Source organism: Thermosediminibacter oceani DSM 16646 (assembly GCF_000144645.1).
GTDB classification, from domain to species: Bacteria; Bacillota; Thermosediminibacteria; order Thermosediminibacterales; family Thermosediminibacteraceae; genus Thermosediminibacter; species Thermosediminibacter oceani.
Window position 1 is genome coordinate 2017704 of record NC_014377.1, and the last position, 18982, is coordinate 2036685.

At 52.1% G+C, this 18982-nt stretch carries 23 protein-coding genes and 1 riboswitch; of the genes, 5 read left to right on the forward strand and 18 right to left on the reverse strand.

Annotated elements, in window-relative coordinates:
• Nucleotides 1-275 precede the first annotated feature (275 nt).
• From TOCE_RS10055 to TOCE_RS10075, 5 genes are all read left to right on the forward strand, one after another.
• Complete coding sequence (locus TOCE_RS10055) at nucleotides 276-776, forward strand: Spy/CpxP family protein refolding chaperone (RefSeq protein WP_013276737.1); 501 nt, start codon at nucleotides 276-278, stop codon at nucleotides 774-776.
• Nucleotides 777-926: 150 nt separating this feature from the next.
• Nucleotides 927-1616, forward strand: coding sequence for a response regulator transcription factor (locus TOCE_RS10060; RefSeq protein WP_013276738.1), 690 nt, complete (start codon nucleotides 927-929; stop codon nucleotides 1614-1616).
• On the forward strand, nucleotides 1613-3004 hold the full coding sequence (locus TOCE_RS11750) for a sensor histidine kinase (RefSeq protein WP_013276739.1): 1392 nt from the start codon (nucleotides 1613-1615) through the stop codon (nucleotides 3002-3004). Before TOCE_RS10060 ends, TOCE_RS11750 begins: the two co-directional genes overlap by 4 nt.
• 38 nt (nucleotides 3005-3042) lie before the next feature.
• A riboswitch (cobalamin riboswitch) is annotated at nucleotides 3043-3220 on the forward strand.
• Between the two features lie 96 nt (nucleotides 3221-3316).
• Complete coding sequence (locus TOCE_RS10070; RefSeq protein ID WP_013276740.1) at nucleotides 3317-3805, forward strand: ECF transporter S component; 489 nt, start codon at nucleotides 3317-3319, stop codon at nucleotides 3803-3805.
• Entirely contained in the window at nucleotides 3795-4532 is a 738-nt protein-coding gene (locus TOCE_RS10075; RefSeq protein ID WP_041423937.1) for an AIR synthase related protein, read from the forward strand. Before TOCE_RS10070 ends, TOCE_RS10075 begins: the two co-directional genes overlap by 11 nt.
• Here TOCE_RS10075 and TOCE_RS12000 read toward each other — a convergent pair whose 3' ends face one another.
• From TOCE_RS12000 to atpE, 18 genes are all read right to left on the reverse strand, one after another.
• A complete protein-coding gene (locus TOCE_RS12000; protein ID WP_013276742.1) occupies nucleotides 4533-5417 on the reverse strand; it encodes a hypothetical protein in 885 nt (294 codons plus the stop codon).
• A 56-nt stretch (nucleotides 5418-5473) separates the two neighbouring features.
• Nucleotides 5474-5896 carry a 3-hydroxyacyl-ACP dehydratase FabZ gene (gene fabZ, locus TOCE_RS10085; RefSeq protein ID WP_013276743.1) on the reverse strand — a complete coding sequence of 141 codons (423 nt, stop codon included), beginning with the start codon at nucleotides 5894-5896 and terminating at the stop codon, nucleotides 5474-5476.
• Nucleotides 5897-5921: 25 nt separating this feature from the next.
• Complete coding sequence (locus TOCE_RS10090; protein ID WP_013276744.1) at nucleotides 5922-6200, reverse strand: rod-binding protein; 279 nt, start codon at nucleotides 6198-6200, stop codon at nucleotides 5922-5924.
• 13 nt (nucleotides 6201-6213) lie between these two features.
• Nucleotides 6214-7020, reverse strand: a complete 807-nt coding sequence (gene flgG, locus TOCE_RS10095) for a flagellar basal-body rod protein FlgG (protein ID WP_013276745.1) — start codon at nucleotides 7018-7020, stop codon at nucleotides 6214-6216.
• Between the two features lie 82 nt (nucleotides 7021-7102).
• Nucleotides 7103-7885 (reverse strand): flagellar basal-body rod protein FlgF, encoded by a 783-nt coding sequence (flgF, locus tag TOCE_RS10100; RefSeq protein ID WP_013276746.1) that lies wholly within the window; start codon nucleotides 7883-7885, stop codon nucleotides 7103-7105.
• Between the two features lie 21 nt (nucleotides 7886-7906).
• Nucleotides 7907-8905 (reverse strand): rod shape-determining protein MreB, encoded by a 999-nt coding sequence (gene mreB / locus TOCE_RS10105; RefSeq protein WP_013276747.1) that lies wholly within the window; start codon nucleotides 8903-8905, stop codon nucleotides 7907-7909.
• 86 nt (nucleotides 8906-8991) lie between these two features.
• Nucleotides 8992-9246, reverse strand: a complete 255-nt coding sequence (spoIIID, locus tag TOCE_RS10110; RefSeq protein ID WP_041423938.1) for a sporulation transcriptional regulator SpoIIID — start codon at nucleotides 9244-9246, stop codon at nucleotides 8992-8994.
• Nucleotides 9247-9359: 113 nt separating this feature from the next.
• Nucleotides 9360-10178, reverse strand: a complete 819-nt coding sequence (locus TOCE_RS11760) for a M23 family metallopeptidase (RefSeq protein WP_013276749.1) — start codon at nucleotides 10176-10178, stop codon at nucleotides 9360-9362.
• Nucleotides 10179-10357: 179 nt separating this feature from the next.
• Complete coding sequence (spoIID, locus tag TOCE_RS10120; RefSeq protein ID WP_013276750.1) at nucleotides 10358-11365, reverse strand: stage II sporulation protein D; 1008 nt, start codon at nucleotides 11363-11365, stop codon at nucleotides 10358-10360.
• Between the two features lie 76 nt (nucleotides 11366-11441).
• Nucleotides 11442-12692: a UDP-N-acetylglucosamine 1-carboxyvinyltransferase gene (gene murA / locus TOCE_RS10125; RefSeq protein WP_013276751.1), complete on the reverse strand. Its 1251-nt coding sequence runs from the start codon at nucleotides 12690-12692 to the stop codon at nucleotides 11442-11444.
• Between the two features lie 20 nt (nucleotides 12693-12712).
• Nucleotides 12713-13456: a YwmB family TATA-box binding protein gene (locus TOCE_RS10130; RefSeq protein ID WP_041424246.1), complete on the reverse strand. Its 744-nt coding sequence runs from the start codon at nucleotides 13454-13456 to the stop codon at nucleotides 12713-12715.
• Between the two features lie 54 nt (nucleotides 13457-13510).
• The gene (locus TOCE_RS10135; RefSeq protein ID WP_013276753.1) at nucleotides 13511-13765 is read right to left on the reverse strand and encodes a F0F1 ATP synthase subunit delta/epsilon; all 255 of its coding nucleotides are present in this window, start codon (nucleotides 13763-13765) and stop codon (nucleotides 13511-13513) included.
• Nucleotides 13762-15231 (reverse strand): F0F1 ATP synthase subunit beta, encoded by a 1470-nt coding sequence (gene atpD / locus TOCE_RS10140; RefSeq protein ID WP_013276754.1) that lies wholly within the window; start codon nucleotides 15229-15231, stop codon nucleotides 13762-13764. The genes TOCE_RS10135 and atpD overlap by 4 nt, the downstream gene beginning before the upstream one ends.
• 21 nt (nucleotides 15232-15252) lie before the next feature.
• Complete coding sequence (atpG, locus tag TOCE_RS10145) at nucleotides 15253-16062, reverse strand: ATP synthase F1 subunit gamma (RefSeq protein WP_013276755.1); 810 nt, start codon at nucleotides 16060-16062, stop codon at nucleotides 15253-15255.
• Nucleotides 16063-16077: 15 nt separating this feature from the next.
• Nucleotides 16078-17664: a F0F1 ATP synthase subunit alpha gene (gene atpA, locus TOCE_RS10150; protein ID WP_013276756.1), complete on the reverse strand. Its 1587-nt coding sequence runs from the start codon at nucleotides 17662-17664 to the stop codon at nucleotides 16078-16080.
• A gap of 5 nt (nucleotides 17665-17669) precedes the next feature.
• The gene (gene atpH, locus TOCE_RS10155; RefSeq protein ID WP_013276757.1) at nucleotides 17670-18200 is read right to left on the reverse strand and encodes an ATP synthase F1 subunit delta; all 531 of its coding nucleotides are present in this window, start codon (nucleotides 18198-18200) and stop codon (nucleotides 17670-17672) included.
• Nucleotides 18188-18682: a F0F1 ATP synthase subunit B gene (gene atpF, locus TOCE_RS10160; protein ID WP_013276758.1), complete on the reverse strand. Its 495-nt coding sequence runs from the start codon at nucleotides 18680-18682 to the stop codon at nucleotides 18188-18190. Before atpF ends, atpH begins: the two co-directional genes overlap by 13 nt.
• A 24-nt stretch (nucleotides 18683-18706) precedes the next feature.
• Nucleotides 18707-18973, reverse strand: coding sequence for an ATP synthase F0 subunit C (gene atpE, locus TOCE_RS10165; protein WP_013276759.1), 267 nt, complete (start codon nucleotides 18971-18973; stop codon nucleotides 18707-18709).
• Nucleotides 18974-18982 lie beyond the last annotated feature (9 nt).

Sequence of the window (18982 nt, forward strand, 5' to 3'; positions counted from 1 at the left end):
ACCTATAACGGGGCGTTGAAACCCAATTTCCCTCCAAGCACCGCAAAAGTTTTTTGCCTGCGCTAATAATTTTTGCATTTTTGCCTTAAAATATAAAACTTTATCTACTGTCGATCCCGGATTGCGGTACATCCCCCATTACCTTTCATAAATACGTTTTCCGGAAAAATTAAGGTTAATCTTAAGAATTTCTTTAGATTCTCCTCAAAAGTCTCTAAAATTTGCAGGCTAAAATAAGCTTAGGAATCAATAAAACAAATGAGGGAGGGATACGCATGACAAAAAAAATTATAGCTCTCGGAGTGATGGCGGTAATCATCCTTGGAACAGCCGCCGTCGCTATAGCCGCAGTGCCGGAAAGCCTCAGAGCCGCCGGTGGAAATCTACCGATCCTCTCGCAGTTGAACCTGACCGATGACCAATACAGCAAACTAAAAGATATTAGAGCGGAGTTCTTCCAGAAAATGACCGAACTCAGAAACGAAATGGCGAAAAAGAACTTTGAACTGCAGGACCTATACTTTTCTAAAAACCCCGACCAGAAAGCCATAGACGCAAAGCTCAAGGAGATAAACGACCTCAGGAACCGGATGTTTGACCTCAAACAGGAATACTTCAGCAAAATGCGCGGAGCTCTAACCGAGGAGCAGCTTTCAAAGCTTCGTGAGTTCCGGGGTCCGGCCTTCGGTATGGGACCCGGATTCTGCCACGGCTACGGGCGCGGGATGATGGGCGGGTTTTTCGGCCCGGGATACGACCCCGGTACAACTCAATAATAAGCTCTACTTTTTCAGCCCGGGGCGGCCGAGCTTCACAGGCCGCCCCGGGTTTTTCTGTTTATTTTTTCGTAAATTGATTTTATTTATGTTATACTAAATTTATGGCACGATTAATTGCACTATTGATCTACGCGTAGGAGGCAAGCCGTGAGCGGTTACAGGATACTGGTTGTAGACGATGAGGATAAGCTCTTGGACTTGATTAAAAATTTCCTGGAAAAGGAGGGCTTTGCCGTTACTTGCGCTGACAGCGGAGTTGAAGCCCTAAAACTTCTGGAAAAGCGGAAGTTCGACTTGGTAGTCCTTGACATAATGATGCCGGAAGTTTCCGGGTTTGACGTCCTGAGGCGCATCAGGGAAAAAATTCAAATCCCCGTCATATTCCTGACCGCCAGGGCCGAAGAACCGGACAAGCTGCTGGGCCTGGAGCTGGGAGGCGATGACTACATAACGAAACCCTTCAGCCTCAGGGAGCTGGCCGCCCGGATTCGCGCGGTCCTTAGGAGGGCGAAACCCTCGGAGGCTGCAAATACCATCCTGGAATACGGCGGCATCAGGCTGGACCTCAACGAAAAAACCGCATCCCTTAACGGCCGGCCTCTCTTCCTGACACCCACGGAATTCAGGATACTGGCGATTTTAATGGCCCACCCGGGAACGATAGTCTCCAGGCTGCGGATATTGGAAGAGGTTTTCGGCGGTTACTACGAAGGGTACGAGAGAAACCTGGATACGCATATCAGCAACCTTAGGAAAAAACTGGGGGATAACCCTTTAAATCCCCGTTATATAAAAACCGTCTACGGCACGGGTTATAAGCTGGGAGGTTTGTCATGAAAAAGAGAGGAATAGGATTTCGCGTGACTGCTAGCCTGGTAGCCGTATCCCTCCTGACGTCGGTGCTCTCCATCCTGTTCTTTTATTCCCTGACCAGAAAGGCGTTCAACGATTATGTGCGAGAAAACCGGACCCAGATAGTCCTTCAGGTGAGCAGGATCGTGGGCGATATATACGACCAGGCAGGTTGGGTGGGTGTTCAGCAATTGCTGGAGGGCATATCCTACATGAGAAGAATGCACAGCTCCCACATGGGGATGGGGCCGGGCTCCATGGGCGGTATGGGGCTGATATTTTTAATGCAGAACGATATAATAGTAACCGATGCATCCGGCAGGGTAGTAGCATCCACGCGCGGCTTCAACGGGCAGGCACGCACCGCCAGCATCACGGCACCGGTGCATTCCGGAGGTGAAATCGTGGGCTTCGTCACCGTGAGATCCCCCCTTAAGCCCGCCGAGAGAAGCCTGGAATTCGTTTTCTACAGGACTTTGTCCTCCTATTCCCTCTTTTCAGTGGCCTTCGGCCTCGGCCTGGCCCTCTTAATAGGAGCGCTGGTCTCCAGGCGATTGACGGAACCGATAAAACAGCTTTCAGCAGCCGTAAAGCGCTTTTCCAAGGGCGAAAGAGACGTAAAGATCACGCTGGAAACCGGAGACGAGCTGTCCAGTCTTGCCGAGGACTTCAACGCCATGGCCGAAAAAATAAGAAAAAGCGAGGAACTGCGCAGGAACCTGACTGCGGACATAGCCCACGAACTAAGGACCCCCATAGCCATAATTCAGGGCACCCTTGAGTCCATCCAGGAAGGAGTGCTGGAACCCACGCCGGCCCTGATGCTATCCTTGCAAGAAGAGGTCTCGCGGATGACCCGCCTCATTAAAGACCTGTCGGACTTAAGCCTCGTCGAGGCAGGCAAGCTGGAATTGAATAGAATCAAGATCTTCCCCGCTGAACTTGCGGGTAAATTCATCCATTTCAAAGCTGAGGCAGAGGCTAAAGGTATACGGTTCGACATCAACTTCCCGCGGAACCTGCCGGCCGTATACGCGGACCCGACCCGTCTCGTGCAGATAATAACTAACCTGCTGTCCAATGCCCTGAAGCACACGTCTTCCGGCAGGATAGAACTCTCCGCAGAGAAGGCCGAAGGAGGGGTAGTTTTCAAGGTACAAGACACCGGCAGCGGTATAAAAAAAGAAGACCTGCCTTACATTTTCGAGAGGTTCTACAGGGCAGAAAAATCCCGCTCCCGCAAGACCGGGGGTACGGGATTGGGTCTTGCCATCACCAAAGGACTGGTGGAAGCCCATGGCGGCAGGATCTGGGTGGAGAGCCGCGAAGGCGAGGGTTCGGTTTTCAGCTTTTTCATACCTTCAGCAACTTGACAATCATCTTCACAAGTTTTATAATTATTTTAAAACTGGAAATTTGAAACCTTCAAGGTGCCCCTTTTTGGGGAGAATAGGGAAGTCCGGTGAAAGTCCGGCGCGGTCCCGCCACTGTAACGGGAAGCCGCCTTATAAGATGCCACTGGGAAACCGGGAAGGCATAAGGCGGCGATGAACCGGAGCCAGGAGACCTGCCTTGAAAGGTAGTGTCCGGGGATGATGGTAAAGTCCACGGTCTAATTTGTAAATTAGACTGTGGACTTTTTTGTTTACCAGTTAACTCATAATTCCGGACAGGAGGTATTATCCATGATCAATCAAAAAACAAAAAATCTAACCTTAACCGCCATGTTTATAGCCCTTAGCTTCGTAGGGGCCGCCATAAAGGTGCCCAGCCCCACGGGAACCGTGGCCTTCGACTCGGCACCGGGATACATGGCCGCTCTCTTTCTCGGTCCCGGTTACGGAGCCATGACCGCCGCTCTGGGGCATATATTCACCAGCATGAACGTGGGCTTTCCGCTGTCGATGCCGATACACCTTTTAGTAGCGGCGGAAATGGCATTTTTCGCTTGGGTATTCGGTCTCGTGGGCCAAAAGAACCTTATACTTGCGGTGGTCGTCGCCTGGCTGATGAATGGTATCCTGGCGCCGGCAAGTTTAATCCCTTTCCTTGGGACCGGCTTTTTCGCAGCGATGGTGCTTTACCTCATAGTAGTTTCAGCGCTGAACGTGGCTGCCTCCGCAGTGCTTTACTCTATTATACGGCGGTCAAAGGGTGAATACAATGCCCTATAAAAACGCAGCCGCACCGAATAGGGACGTGGCCCTGGTGGAGATTCAGCCCGGGATATATCTTGCCGTTGCCTGCGATTCCGCGGGAGGCATCGGGGAGAAGGAAAGGGATGTGGTGAAGGTGCCGCCTTACATCACCGGCAGGTTCACCTGCCGTGTGGCGCTGATGGAACTGCTGGCAATAGGTGCGGACCCCCTGGCCGTCACCGCAACTATATGCAGCGAACCGTCGCCAACGGGCGAAGGGCTGCTGAAGGGCATCACCGACGAACTTTCCGCGTCCTGCCTTAATATACCCGTCACCATCAGCACCGAAAAGAACATCCCTACCTGCCAGACCGGGCTGGGCGTAACTGCCGTCGGCCTCGTTAAAGAAAAGGGGCTGCGCATGGGGAGGACAAAATCGGGGGACGGGATTTACTGCCTCGGCGTTCCGAAGGTGGGAAACGAGGTCAGCCTCGATGACCCCGAAATAGCCGATACCGGTGCTGTGAAGCGGCTTTTAGGCCTTTCGGAAGTGCACGATATAATTCCGGTGGGCTCAAGAGGGATCAAAGGTGAGGTGGAACACCTGGCGCGGGTGTCTGGGCTTTCGGTGCAGTGGGAGGCTCGTTTACCCGTAAATACGGAAAAATCGGCGGGACCTGCTACGTGTGTCGTTTTTACCGCGCCTAAGGCGCCGGAAATAAAGGGCCCCACCCCGGTTTTCCGGCTGGGGGCTCTCCTCTGATTACTTTTGCTGTACGCTTTTTTCCGCCTCCTTTATATTTTTTTCGGCTATCTGGTACTTCATCTTGATGAGGTTGGGATCCTTTGCATCAATAGCTTCGGACAGCTCCTTCAGCGAGAATTCGACCTTGCTGGCCACCATGGTGTCTTTCAACTGCGATTTGCCCGTTTCCCACTCCTGCAGGGCTTTGCTCATCGAGGCTGCCGCTTCCTGACCCTGATTGTTTAGAGCCCTGTACGCCGCATCCCTTGTGTAATACAATGTTCTTTTTGCACCCATCGCCGGTCCGCCCTGAAACAGCCTTCCGAAAGCCACGGTTCTATCGTAAAGGTCGTTGGCTGCCAGCAGGCCGCCGTAAAGGTCCTGCCTTGTAAGCATTTGGGTCAGTTCGTTCAGTTTGCCGTTAAAGGCAGTGATCATCTCCATTCCCGCCCCTTTTTTCAGTGCTTCTTCCCGGAATTCGTTCCAATGGGAATGGATGAGAAATACCATCTTTTCGTATTTAGACCAGTCGGGCTTTTGCTGGCTGCCTCCCTGTTGCTGACTCCCCTCCTGCTGCCCGCACCCCTGCTGGCCTCCCTGGCTGCCCTGCCTTTGCTGTCCTCCCTCTTGGCTACCGCCTTTCTGTTCTCCCTGGCCGCTCTGACCTCCGGAACCTCCTTGAGTTCCTCCCGGTGGGGCCTGGATGGCCAGGTAATCTTTTTCAAACTCTTTGATGAGTTTTTCTACATCTTCCTCCAGGTTTTTTAGCGCGAACATCCCCTTTTTATCCTGACCTGAGCTCTCAGGGGAAGACCTGGCGGACCCTCTGGAGCAGCCAGCCGCTAAGGCCAGGCACAGCAAGAGGAGCAATAAAAATACTCTTAAGGTTCTGGGGTGTTTCACGTCCAAACCACCTCTTTCACCTTAAGAGTATTTTTCCCGGTCTTTGCCTTTTTTATTTAAACCAGGGCGAACATGAGCTCCCCTTCGGCGGCGGTTTCACCGTTGACGGTGGCTCTTGCCTTTCCCTTGCCTACGGGGCCCTTGAGCTTTATTATCTCCACTTCCAGGGTGAGTACATCCCCCGGTACCACCTGTCTTTTAAACCTCATGCCGTCGATACCGGCAAACAGCGCGAGTTTCCCTTTGTTCTCTTCGGCGCTCAGTATGGCGCAGGCGCCCACCTGAGCCAGAGCTTCTACTATTAGCACTCCCGGCATGATGGGCCTACCGGGGAAATGCCCGGCAAAAAAGTGCTCGTTGGCGGTTACATTTTTAACCCCGACGGCTTTCCTGCCGGGCTCCATTTCAAGGATCCTGTCCACCAGCAAAAAGGGATATCTGTGGGGTATTATCTTTTGAATTTCTTCGACTCCCAGCATAAAAAACCTCCGTTACTTGCCGTTGTTATACGTATTTGGAGAGCTGCCTGTACAATTGTTCCGCAATTCCTATCCCGTTATTCCCGGAAAGTTGCTCGGCCAGGGCATCATCATGCATGGACTGAACTATATCGAAGGCCAAGCCCTGTTCAAAAAATCCCGTCTTCGGCACGGTTTGTCGCATCTCTTTTAAGAGGTATCTCAAAAAGATTGCCTCGAATTGTTTGCACGCCTTTTTCAGTTCGGCTTTCTGTCTTTCGGCTTCAACGGACATAGCGGCGGAGTTTAAAGGTTCAACTTTCAAGCCTCAAGGCCTCCTATCTCCTAAGATTATTGGCTTGGCCCAGCATTTCGTCGGCGGTCTGGATGGCCTTAGTATTTATTTCATAAGCCCTCTGGGCTACGATTAGATTCACCATCTCATCCACAACCTGCACGTTGGACATCTCCAGGAAGCCCTGCAGTATGGTGCCGAATCCGGGTTCGTTTGGGTCCTCTTTCAGCTGGTATTCTCCCGATGCGGCCGTCTGCTCAAAAAGGTTGTTCCCCACGGCCAGCAGGCCTTCGGGGTTTAAAAACCTGGCCAGTGCGATAGTTCCGATTTCCTCAATATTACCGTCCGCATCGCGGCCCGTAATGGTGCCGTTGGCCGATATGTTTATATCCGTAAGGTCTTCGGGTATCGATATGTAATCCTCATCGGTGTCGAGCACGTAATACCCTTCCGACGTGACCAGGTACCTGTCGTCACCGTCTATGGATACTTTAAAGGATCCATCCCTGGTAAAAGCCCTGCTTCCGTCGGGCCTTTCCACCACGAAGAAACCTTCTCCCTCGATGGCCAGATCGAAGGTGTTTCCAGTCTGCTGGAGGTTGCCCTCGGTAAAAAAGCGGGTAGTCGAGGCGGGCCTTACACCGTGTCCCACCTGCAGTCCCACCGGATTTCCCTGTCCGGGTTGAAAAACGTCGGGCCTCCGTAAAGTTTCGTATAGCAGATCTTTAAACTCCACCCTGCTTTTCTTGTAGCCGGTGGTGTTTACGTTTGCCAGGTTATTTGAAATCACGTCGACGTTGAGCTGCTGGGCAAGCATACCCGAGCTCGCGCTCCAGAGCGCTCGCATCATGACAAATCCCTCCCTATTTAATCTAGCTGCCTCGGTCGTTCAGCAGCGGAGGGCCCCTGCAATGCAGTCCGGCCCTATTATTTTATATCTTCGCGATTTCGTTTACAGCACCGGCCAGCGTGTCATCGTGGGCTCTCACCATTCTCTGGTTTGCTTCGTACGCCCTGAAGGCCGATATGAGGTTTACCATCTCGGAAACGGCGTTTACGTTGGCACGCTCCAGGGCCCCCTGAATTATCCGCGCATTGGCCGGTAAAGGCACGCCCTGAGCCCTGTAAAGGTTGTCGCCCTGTTTTTCTAAAGACAAGCCCGCCGGAAAAGCCGCAATTCGGAGCCTGTCCACCATTAAGCCGTCGAGATACACCTCTCCCTCGGTATTTATCTCGACCTTACTGCCGTTCCTCAAGTTTATCGGGCCGTTTTCGCCCATTACGTAATAACCTTCCCGGGTTACCAGGAATCCATCAGCATTGATGGTAAAACTGCCGTCCCTGGTGTAACGGATCCCCGCCGGGGTCTGGATTTCAAAAAAAGATGTCTCTCCTGCGGCAGTATCCTCTATGGCCAGGTCCAGGGGGTTGGAGGTCATTTCTATCCGGCCCTGGGTGAAATCCACGCGGATTTCGTCCAGCCCGGCGCCCGTCCCGAGAACGCCTATATACGGCACCGGATCGATTACGAATCCGGCCCCTACCGGCTGAGGGTCGTCATAGCGGTGGATGTTCATCTCCGGAAAAGCCCTGAACACGGCCCTGTCCTTCTTAAACCCCGTGGTGTTTATGTTTGCCAGGTTGTTAGAGATGACATCGGTCCTTGCCATCTCCGCCAGCATGCCCGAGGCGGAAGTATAAAGTCCCCTTATCATATCGCTTTATCACCTCCCCGCTCACTTTTTATAGACAGCGTTGGGTCCCAGCATGTCGAGGCATTCCAACGCCTTGCCGGCCCCAAGGGCGACACATGAAACGGCGTCTTCCGCCACGTAAACCGGCATGTTGGTCCTTTGAGCTATGAGCTTGTCCAGACCGTTAAGCAGAGAACCGCCTCCGGTCATGACTATTCCGCGTTCGCTGATATCCGCCGCCAGTTCCGGAGGCGTCTTTTCCAGCACGCTGAATATAGCCTCGATTATCCTTTCTACAGGCTCCTGTAGAGCTTCGCACGTCTGCCGGGCGGTGATCGTTACGGTCTGGGGGAGCCCGCTTATGAGGCTCCTGCCCCTGATCTCCAGAGACTTCGATGAATCGGCATCGGGAAATACTGTGGCTAAGGAGATTTTCACTTCCTCGGCGGTGCGCTCGCCGATAGCGAGATTAAACTCCTTTTTTACATACTTCACTATGGCTTCGTCGAACATATCCCCGGCTACCCTGATGGAGGTCCCGCACACGATGCCCCCTAAGGAAAGTACGGCGATGTCGGTGGTCCCGCCGCCGATGTCGACGACCATGCTGCCCACCGGTTTGGATATATCAAGACCCGCCCCTATCGCCGCCGCTATAGGCTCCTCGATGAGAAAGGTCTGCCTTGCTCCGGCAGCAGTAGCTGCTTCGATAACCGCCCTCTTTTCCACTTCGGTTATCACCGCTGGCACGCACACCATAACCCTGGGGCGGAACAGTTTCCGCTGGATGACCTTTTTCAGAAAATGCTTGAGCATCAGCTCCGTTACAGTATAATCGGCAATTACTCCCGCCCGCAGGGGCCTTATGGCCACAATATTGCCGGGAGTCCTGCCGATCATCTTTCTTGCCTGTTCCCCGACAGCCAGTACTTCGCCCGTATCCTTGTCCAAAGCTACCACAGAAGGTTCCTGGAGGACGATGCCCTTCCCCCGCACGTACACCAGTATGGATGCTGTTCCCAGGTCTATACCAATATCCATGAAATTTATGTAACCTCCTGTCAAAACTTAGCAGATATTTTAGTATAATTTCTACATTTATACAGAAATTCCTTCTTTTTCACTAATTATTTGTTAATATTTAGATACTTCCTCCTGGTAGCCCTTCCTCCCCTGATGTGCCTTTCAGCCTTATTGAATTCCAGCACCTCCTTTACTAATTTCGCCTTTTCGGGGTTTATCTCCGGAAGTCTTTCGGTCATGTCCTTATGCACCGTGCTCTTGCTGACACCGAATATTTTAGCGGCCTGCCTTACGGTGGCCTTGGTTTCGATTATATACGCCGCAATTTCTAGAATCCTTTCCCTCATGTAATCCCTCACATGTACTCCCCCTCAGCCCGTTTTTACTAAATATATATGTCGCTATTTGCGTTATTAGAAGAAAAAAATAAAGCACGACCATTATAGGGCCGTGCTTTTTTAAGGGGGGCTCTTTAAATATCGGGGAGAAAGTGCCTTGGATCAACGCTCTCGGTTCCTTTCAGAACCTCGAAGTGAAGGTGGGGAGGATCTTCTATCTCATAGGGTGCCGTCTTACCGACGCCCCCTATGATGTCGCCTTTTTTAACTCGCTTTCCTTTCTGCACTAAGTTGTCAGACATCAGATTGCCGTAGAGAGTCTTGATGCCGTTTCCATGGTCTAATACAACGACCACACCCAGCTTTGGATCGGAGTTTCGCACCTCGACTACCGTTCCATCCATTGCCGCTTTGACCGGCGTGCCCTCATCCGCCGCAATATCCAAACCCTTATGGGCACACCACTGCTCCAGGGTCTTTGAATATACCAGTCCGTCGGAAGAATACTCCGTTATGATTTTTCCCACCACCGGCATGGTCATTGTCGCGGGATTTGCGGCAAAAACTTCTTTAGCAATACCGGCTTCGGCGGTTTTTTCGCTTTCCTTTTCCTCAGCGGTATTCGCGGGCGGGATATCCTGAGAACCGGGAGCCGGTTCAACCGGCTCTCCCCTACCGGGTTCCACCGCCGGCTCCTGTTCAACTTCCTGTTCACCTTCGGCCTTATCAGGTATTTTTACTTCATTAAGATCGATTTCCCATTCCTTAGGAACAGCGTAATCTTCCGGCTGCTGTTGGCCTTTGTCGAAAAACCTAATATACCAGAAGGCTCCGTTAACAGTAAAAAGCACCGCCAGAAATGCCACGAGTAAAAACCTTTTTAAGGATATTTTCTTCCACATTTTTTGCATCTTGGAGAAAAATTCTATGATGGACTGCCGGATGCGGAACATCTGCATCACCTCGTTAATATTATGACCATAATTTTCCTCCATTATACATGCGTCTTAGAAAGTGTTGATAAAAAATGATTATTTTTCCATAAAATAAATAAAAGGCCCCTCCGTATAGGAAAGGCCTTTTAAGAAAGATCTGGTAAATTCATGGTAAATTTTGTAGGACTTGAGATTTACTAATTCGAACCGGCATTTATTTTCTGAATCTCCACTCCGCTGTAATAATGCTTGAGAATATCCACATAGTTCGATCCCTTATCGGCCATGGCGTTGGCGCCGTACTGGCTCATGCCCACTCCATGGCCGTATCCTTTGCAGGTGAATTTAATGTTGTTGCCCGATCGTTCCCACTTTATATCCGTTGAATTAAGTTCGAAAAGCATGCGGAATTCCGTGCCTTTTATTACTTTGTTTCCAACCTGCATGGTTTTTATCCGGCCGCCTTCACTCACTTCCAGTACCTTCCACTGGCGTTCGGGGTGTTTTGGGTCGATTACAATATCAGGCCATTTTGCCTGCAGCTTGCTCACCACTTCCTCCACCGGGATCTCTTTTACCGATACGAACCGTGGCGAGATCTCCTCGCCGGGACTTGTCACGCTCCTGAGATAGGGCACGTATTTACCCCACACGTCTTCGGAGTTTTCGGTCTTTCCGTTACTGGTGGAGAAAAAAAGGGGATCGATGGGGTTGCCCTGGTAAAGAATCACCATGCCGGCGGTACTGTTTACCGCCTGCGAGATCTTGCTGTAGTAGTGGTAGAAAGCGAAAATCCCCCATTTTCTCAGCATCTCTGTCTTTGTTATCCAGGCCTGACAGTGGGTGGGGTCATCGCATATATCTGCTTCCGGGTGCAGGCTGCACCCGCTCCCTCCTAGCGATCTTAACCTTTTATACGCGTAGGTCCTGGCAGCAACGGCCTGAGCCTTCAGGGCTTCCATTTTAAATCCGGCCGGCATTTCGGCCGCCACCACTCCCTTCACGTACTCCTCGAGGGGAATCTTCTCTATCTTCTTTTGGGAGGTCACGTAGAGTGAGACCATCAGTTCACCGGGCTTTTCCACTTTTTCGCGCTCCCCGGGTCTTTCCGGTAGAAGGACGTTGCAGCTCTTCGCTACAAAAGCCGGGAGGATAATTACGACGAAGAATATAAAAAAAATGAGGTAATATGCGGCGTTTCTCATCATATCCCAGCCCCTTTTTTGTCTTATAAAATTTTATTTTCGCGGGGCCCAGGATATGAATAATAAAAAAAGAGCCTTATTCGGCTCTCTTTATTTTCGCTCCTAAAGCTTGGAATTTTTCCACTATGTTTTCGTAGCCTCTGTCCACGTGATAGGCGTTCATGACCTCGGTGGTCCCTTCAGCCGCCAGGCCTGCCAGAATAAGGGCGGCTCCGGCTCGAAGGTCTGTGGCTTTCACCGGAGCACCGGAAAGTTTTTCAACCCCTTCTACTATAGCGCTCTTGCCCTCTATCTTTATTTTCGCGCCCATGCGCTTTAATTCCTCCACGTGCATGAAGCGGTTTTCAAAAACGGTCTCGGTTACCATGCTGGTGCCGGTGCACAGGCTTAGATAAGCCATCATCTGCGCCTGCATGTCGGTAGGAAAGCCGGGATAGGGCATTGTCTTCACATCTACGGGATTGGGTCTACCCCTTCCCACAACCCTTATGCCGTCCTCGCCCTCGATCACCTCAGCTCCGCACTCGATGAGCTTGGCAATAAGGGGCTTCAGGTGTTCGGACACCACGTTCTCCACCAGCACGTCTCCGTTGGTAATGGCTCCGGCGATCAGGAAAGTACCCGCCTCAATCCGGTCCGGTATAACCGTATACGAAATCCCCTTCAGGTTCCTGACGCCTTCGATCTTTATTACATCGGTACCTGCACCCCTTATGTAAGCCCCCATGGAATTGAGGAAATTGGCCAGGTCCACTATTTCCGGCTCCTTGGCCGCATTTTCTATGACGGTCTGCCCTTCGGCCAGAGCGGCTGCCATCATTATATTCTCGGTGGCCCCGACGCTGGGGAAGTCCAGGTATATTACGCTGCCCTTCAACTTTTCGCACCTGGCTTCTACGGAACCGTGCCCCAGGTTTATCTCGGCCCCCAGGGCGGTAAAGCCTTTCAGGTGCAGGTCAATAGGCCGGCTACCGATGGCACAGCCGCCGGGCAACGATATCTTGGCCCAGCCGTATTTGGCCAGCAGCGGACCCATCACCAAAAAAGAAGCCCTCATTTTCCTCACAAGTTCGTAAGGGGCCTCACAGGTATCTATATTATCGGGAATTATTCTTAACGAACCCTCTTTTGTTTCACACCTGGCTCCGAGGGCCGAAAGCACTTCCCTCATCACCCTGACATCTTCAAGCTCGGGGACGTCTTCGATCACGCACTCGCCCTCCGCCAGCAGAGAAGCAGCCATTACGGGAAGCACGGCGTTTTTGGCACTGCTGGTCCGGACGGTCCCCTTAAGGCACTCTCCACCTTCTATAATAAAGCTCGACAATCCGTTTCCCCCCGAAAATTCTAATATTCGATCGAAATAACGGGTACCCCCATCCAGATATAGGTTTTGCCGTCAACGGCGCTGTACCTCATAGCGACATTTACGTTGTAATTCTTGCCCATGATTTCAATGCCGTCGGAAATGAGCGGGCTGTATCCTACGAAACTTTGCATCTCGAGATCCTGCATCTTTTCGAATTCCTTTATATCGAGCTTTTCCCGTATCTTATCGATAATCTCTTCCTGCTCTATCTGACTAAGTTTACCATAAAATGACCCGGTAAAGCAAGTGGAAATTCTTGAATGCCCGCCGCTCGAGTTCACCGCTTCCATAACCTTCTTTTTTATGACCTTGATTTTTTCAACATCCCCACCGGTGACGTTTACCACTAGATAAGTCTGCGGTTCCTTTTCGTATTCCTCGGGAAGTTTTACCGACTGCACTATTACCTGCAGGTGGGTATCGTCATCCAGCATACCTTTAAGGTTTATTATTCTGTACATATCGTCGGATTCCTGCGTTGAAGTGAAATTCTTCCTACTTGCGCCGAATATACGGAGTACATTTTCCGCGATATGCTTCATATCTGAAAAATCCATAAATTTTCTATTAATTACCGACCAGTCTGTCACATCGAAAGCTTCCGGACGGGCGCCGGTAGCAGTAAAGGCCTCCAACAAAAGGTCTTCCTGTGCCATACTGAGGGAGACGACGGGGACTGTTAGAAAAATGAGTCCTATGAGGGCTATTTTCATAAATTTCATAAATATCTCCTCCTCATAAGTATTCATTAAGATTATTGCCCCCAATCGCTCCTCCTATACTTCCCGTTTAAAATATTCGGTTATTACAGTGGTTTTTTCCGGCAGCACCTCCGCCAGTCCCGGCCCCAAGGTGTAATATTCTTCGAAACCCTCTCCGACCACCATCATCACACCTTCCCTGAGGGCTATGATTTCCGGGGCATGGCGGGGGAGTACGCCGTAGTTGCCTTCGAGTCCGGGCAAAATCAGCTTTAAAACTTCAAGCCCTAGAGAATTTTCGGGAGACAGTACCGTAAGCCGGAAGGTCACTTTTTCCTCCCCCTAATTTTTTCCGCCTTTTCCAGGGCCTCCTCTATGGTCCCCACCATGTAGAAGGCAGACTCCGGCAGGTCGTCGTACTTGCCCTCAATGATGCCGGCAAAACCCTCTATCGTGTCCTCCAGCTTTACGTATCTGCCGGGAGTCCCAGTGAACGCCTCGGCTACGAAAAACGGCTGGGTGAGGAACCTCTGGATTTTGCGAGCCCTGGAAACCGTCAATTTATCTTCTTCGGAGAGCTCGTCCATCCCCAGTATCGCTATTATGTCTTGAAGTTCCCTGTAGCGCTGCAGGATTTTCTGGACCCCCATGGCCACGGCGTAGTGTTTTTCCCCTACAATCCTGGGGTCAAGGATTCTGGAGGTGGAATCCAGCGGGTCTACCGCAGGATAAAGTCCCATCTCCGCCACCTGCCTTGAAAGAACGGTGGTGGCATCCAGGTGGGCGAAGGCGGTAGCCGGCGCCGGATCCGTCAGGTCATCGGCCGGCACGTACACCGCCTGGACCGAGGTAATGGCCCCCTTTTTGGTGGAGGTGATCCGCTCCTGAAGCATGCCCACGTCCACCGCCAACGTTGGCTGATAGCCTACTGCCGAAGGGATGCGACCCAGAAGCGCCGAAACCTCGGATCCCGCCTGAATGTATCTGAATATGTTGTCGATGAACAGCAGCACGTCCTGGCCCAGCTCATCCCTGAAGTACTCGGCCATGGTGAGGGCCGTCAGGGCTACCCGCATCCTGGCTCCCGGAGGCTCGTTCATCTGTCCGAAGACCAGCACCGTCTTTTCGAGAACGCCCGAAGCCTTCATTCCCAGCCACAGCTCGTTGCCTTCCCGGGTCCTTTCCCCGACGCCTGCAAATACTGAGTACCCCCTGTGCTCGGTAGCTATATTCCTTATGAGCTCCATTATCAATACGGTCTTTCCTACGCCGGCTCCGCCAAAGAGCCCAATCTTCCCGCCTCTGGGATACGGGGCCAGCAGGTCCAGCACCTTTATTCCGGTCTCGAAGATCTCTTCGCCGGTTTCCTGCTCCTCGAAAGGCGGTGCCGGCCGGTGAATAGGCCAACGCTCCCTGACCTCGACACCCCGTATATCGTCGATGGGTTCGCCCAGGACGTTGAATACCCTTCCCAGTACACCTTCACCCACGGGCACCTCTATCGGCCTGCCGGTATTCTTCACCTTCATACCTCTCACGAGGCCGTCGGTGGAGGACATGGCTATTGCCCTCACCGTGTCGTCCCCCAGGTGGTGCATGACCTCAAGCACCACCTTCAGAGGTTTCGATACGTCGTTGTTCCTGGGGCCCTCCTGAGGCCTGCCTAAAGATTCATCCTCCACCTCCAGAGCGGTATAGATGGCGGGCAGCTCGCCTTCGGGAAAACGCACATCTACCACAGGCCCCACGATCGATACGATTTCTCCGTAAAATTCTCGCGGCTTTTGTTCTTCCAAAGCTTTTCCCCCCCTAACCCGCTAGTGCTGGTAATTTTCGGCTCCGCTCACGATCTCGGTTATTTCCCTGGTTATCACGGCCTTCCTCTCCCGGTGGAACTGCAGGGTAAGCTTCTCTATGAGGTCATCGGCGTTCTCGGTGGCGGTCTCCGTAGCCCTCATCCTGGAGGCGAGCTCGCTGGCGTATGAGTGGAGGTAAAGGCCGTACAGGCTCAGCTTAAGGTAAAGCCCCGCGACGTAATCCATAAGCTCTCTGGGTGCTGGCTCGAAGGCAAAATCGATATTCTTATCTTCTGCCTTTTCGGAAGGCAGGAGGCGCTCGGTTACAGGTTTCATGGAAAAGGGGTTTTTGAACCTGGTGTATGTGACAAAAACACTGCCTCCCTGCCTGTAATGGTCAAGTGCAAGCCCGATAACGCCGTCAAAGCACCCGGGGCTTAAGTTTTTGGCCACGTCAACCAGACGCACGGCAGGCTTTAAACCCTGCTTTGAAAAAAAATCCCCCGCCTTCCTGCCCACGGTTACCAGGACGGGCTCTTTGAATTTCCGAAGTGTTTTTTCCGCTTCCTGCAGCACCGCCGCGTTGTAGCCGCCGGCAAGACCTCTGTCCCCCGCCATTACTATCAGAAGGGGCTTACCCTTACCATCCTTTTCTTCAACTGGTATACGGGCTACGATTTCCTTCATGCTCTCGTAGAGGGCTCCGTAGTCCTCCAGCTTTTTCTGCACGGTTTTCAGGCGTGCAGAAGAGATAAGGTGAAAGGCCTGAGTAATTTTGCGCATATTCTTTATACTCCCCAGCCTTCTCCTTATTTCCCTAAGTCCCGCCATTGATGACTCCTCCCGTCAGTTACGCCGGCGCTCACCATCGTTTTTTATGGGATCTTTCCCGGAAAGTTGCCCCCGGGATTCCCCGGCGGAGGGGCTGAATCGTTTCTTAAATTCCTCAAGGAAAGCCCGGATCTTATCTTCCAGCCCGTCGTCCATAGCCTTTTTTTCCCTTATCTCCTGCAGGACTTCGGGATGGGCCGATCTTGCGTATTCCAGCATTTCCTTCTCCCAGCGCTTCACATCAGCTACTGGCACGTCGTCGAGGAATCCGTGGGTCACCGAGTACAGGGAAAGTATCTGGCTTTCCAGCTCTTGAGGCTCATACTGGTCCTGCTTTAAAATTTCTACGATGCGCTCTCCTCGGGCGAGCCTTGCCCGGGTCTCGCTGTCCAGTTCCATGCCGAACTCGGCAAACGCAGCCAGTTCCCTGTACTGGGCCAGGTCCAGCCTCACCCTGCCGGCCACCTGTTTCATAATCTTGAACTGGGCCGCACCCCCAACCCTCGATACGGAAAGCCCTGCGTTGATAGCAGGTCTTACACCGGCGTGGAAAAGTTCGGGCTCCAGATATATCTGCCCGTCGGTGATCGAAATTATGTTGGTAGGGATGTATGCCGAAACGTCCCCGGCCTGGGTCTCCACTATGGGCAGGGTTGTCATGGACCCGCCGCCCATTTTTTTACTCAGGCAGGCGGACCTTTCGAGCAGCCGTGAGTGAAGGTAAAATATGTCGCCAGGGAAGGCTTCCCGCCCCGGCGGCCTCCTTAAAAGCAGCGACATGGCCCTGTAAGCAATGGCATGCTTTGAAAGATCGTCGTACACTATGAGGGCGTCCTTACCGTTGTACATAAATTCCTCGGCCATGGCGCAGCCTGCAAAGGGAGCAATATACTGTATGGGAGCTGATTCGCTAGCGGTGGCCGCCACAACTATGGTATAGTCCATAGCCCCGTTTTCCCTCAGGCTCTCGACGATCCGAGCCACCGTAGAGCTCTTCTGGCCGATGGCCACATACACGCACAAGACCCCTTTTCCCTTCTGGTTCAATATGGTGTCTAATGCTATGGCGGTCTTGCCGGTCTGCCTGTCGCCTATTATGAGCTCCCGCTGACCGCGACCTATCGGAATCATAGCATCGATAGCCTTGATCCCGGTCATTAGCGGCGTATTTACAGGCCTGCGTTCGGTAACCCCCGGCGCCGGATATTCTATGGGCCTTTTCTTTTTCGAATTTATCGGTCCCTTGCCGTCTATAGGCTCTCCCAGGGCGCTTACCACCCGCCCCAGCAGTTCTTCACCCACGGGCACTTCCACTACCCTGCCCGTTAGGCGGACTTCGTCACCCTCCTTGATCATCGAGTCGGGGCCGAGCAGCACGCACCCCACCGAATCTTCTTCCAGGTTCATCGCTATGCCGTGGACACCGCCGGGGAACTCCAACAGTTCGCCCGCCATGGCCCTTTTTAGCCCGTATACCCTGGCTATTCCGTCGCCGACGCTGACTACGTAGCCCGTTTCCTCTATATTCAATTTTTTTCCGTAACCACGGATTCTGTCTTCGATTATGGATATTATTTCGTTACCAGAAAGTTCCGGACTCATATCCATTACCCTTCTATTATTGTCCTTAATTCCTCAAGCCTTGACTTGATACTGTCGTCGATTACCTGAAAACCTATCCTTACGACCATTCCGCCTATTATCGACGGGTCAACTTCTTTTTTCAAAACTACCTCTTTACCGAATACCTTCTCGAGGGTTGCCTTTAGATCCTTTTCTTCGTCGGAGGTAAGCTCTACTGCGGTGATCACCCTGGCTATGCGGTAATCTTTATACCTTCGGTAAAATTCCATGTACTCCCGGTAGATGTCATCCAGAAAGTTCTGCCTGCCATCGTCTATCACCAGGCCGAAAAAGTTCATCATCTCCGGTGCTAGAATTCCCGAAAAGACATCCGAGATTACCCTTTTCTTTTCCTGCCTTTTGATCCCGGGGTGATGTAGAAAATCCCGAAAGGCGGTAGAATTTTTGACTGCGTATCTCATAAGATAAAGCTGGTCTTTAAATTCTTCCACCTTTCCGGTTTCCTTTGCCACCGAAAAAAGGGCACCGGCGTAAACCCTGCCTACTGCACCCACTTTTCGTCACCCATTCTCTCAATAGCCCTTCTGATGAGATAACGGTGTTCCTGGGGATTCAGCCGCTCCTCTATAATCTTTGCAGCCAGCATCACCGAAAGTTCGGCCACCCTCGACTTTACTTCGGAAATAGCTCTTTCTTTTTCCCTCTCTATTTCCTCCCGGGCTCGGGCAAGGAGCATGGAAGACCTTTCTTTCGCTTCCCGTTCGGCCTCTTCCTTAATGGCCCTCGCCTGCTCCCGGGCCACTTCGACCATCGCCCGGACTTCCTCCCCGGCCCTGTCCAGCTTTTCCCTGTAATTTTCGTAGAGCTGCCGTGCTTCCTTCAGTCGTTCCTCCGCCTCATCGAACTTTCTTTTAATTGATTCATCCCTCTTTTCCAGAAATTCGCGGACGGGCCTGAAAAAAAATCTGTTCATAAAGTAAAACAGGATGGCCACGTTTATCAGTTGAAGAATAACCGTAAATGGGTTGAGGAGCACGGTAAAATCCCCCCTGGAGTATTTTTAAAGCAGCCTAAGCAGCGGATTTGCGAAGATTAAAATGAGGGCTATTATGAGGCAATATATTGCGCTGGTCTCGGCTATGGCATCGCCTAAAAGCAGCGTCCTGATGATGTCACCCTGGGCTTCGGGCTGGCGCGCTACAGCTTCGGCAGCCTTGCCGGCGGCTATTCCCTGGCCGATACCGGTTCCCAACCCTCCTATCATTGCCAACCCAGCTCCCAGAGCCGAAAAAGCAAGTATCAGCGCCTTTCCGTCAATTCCAGGCATAAGAGACCT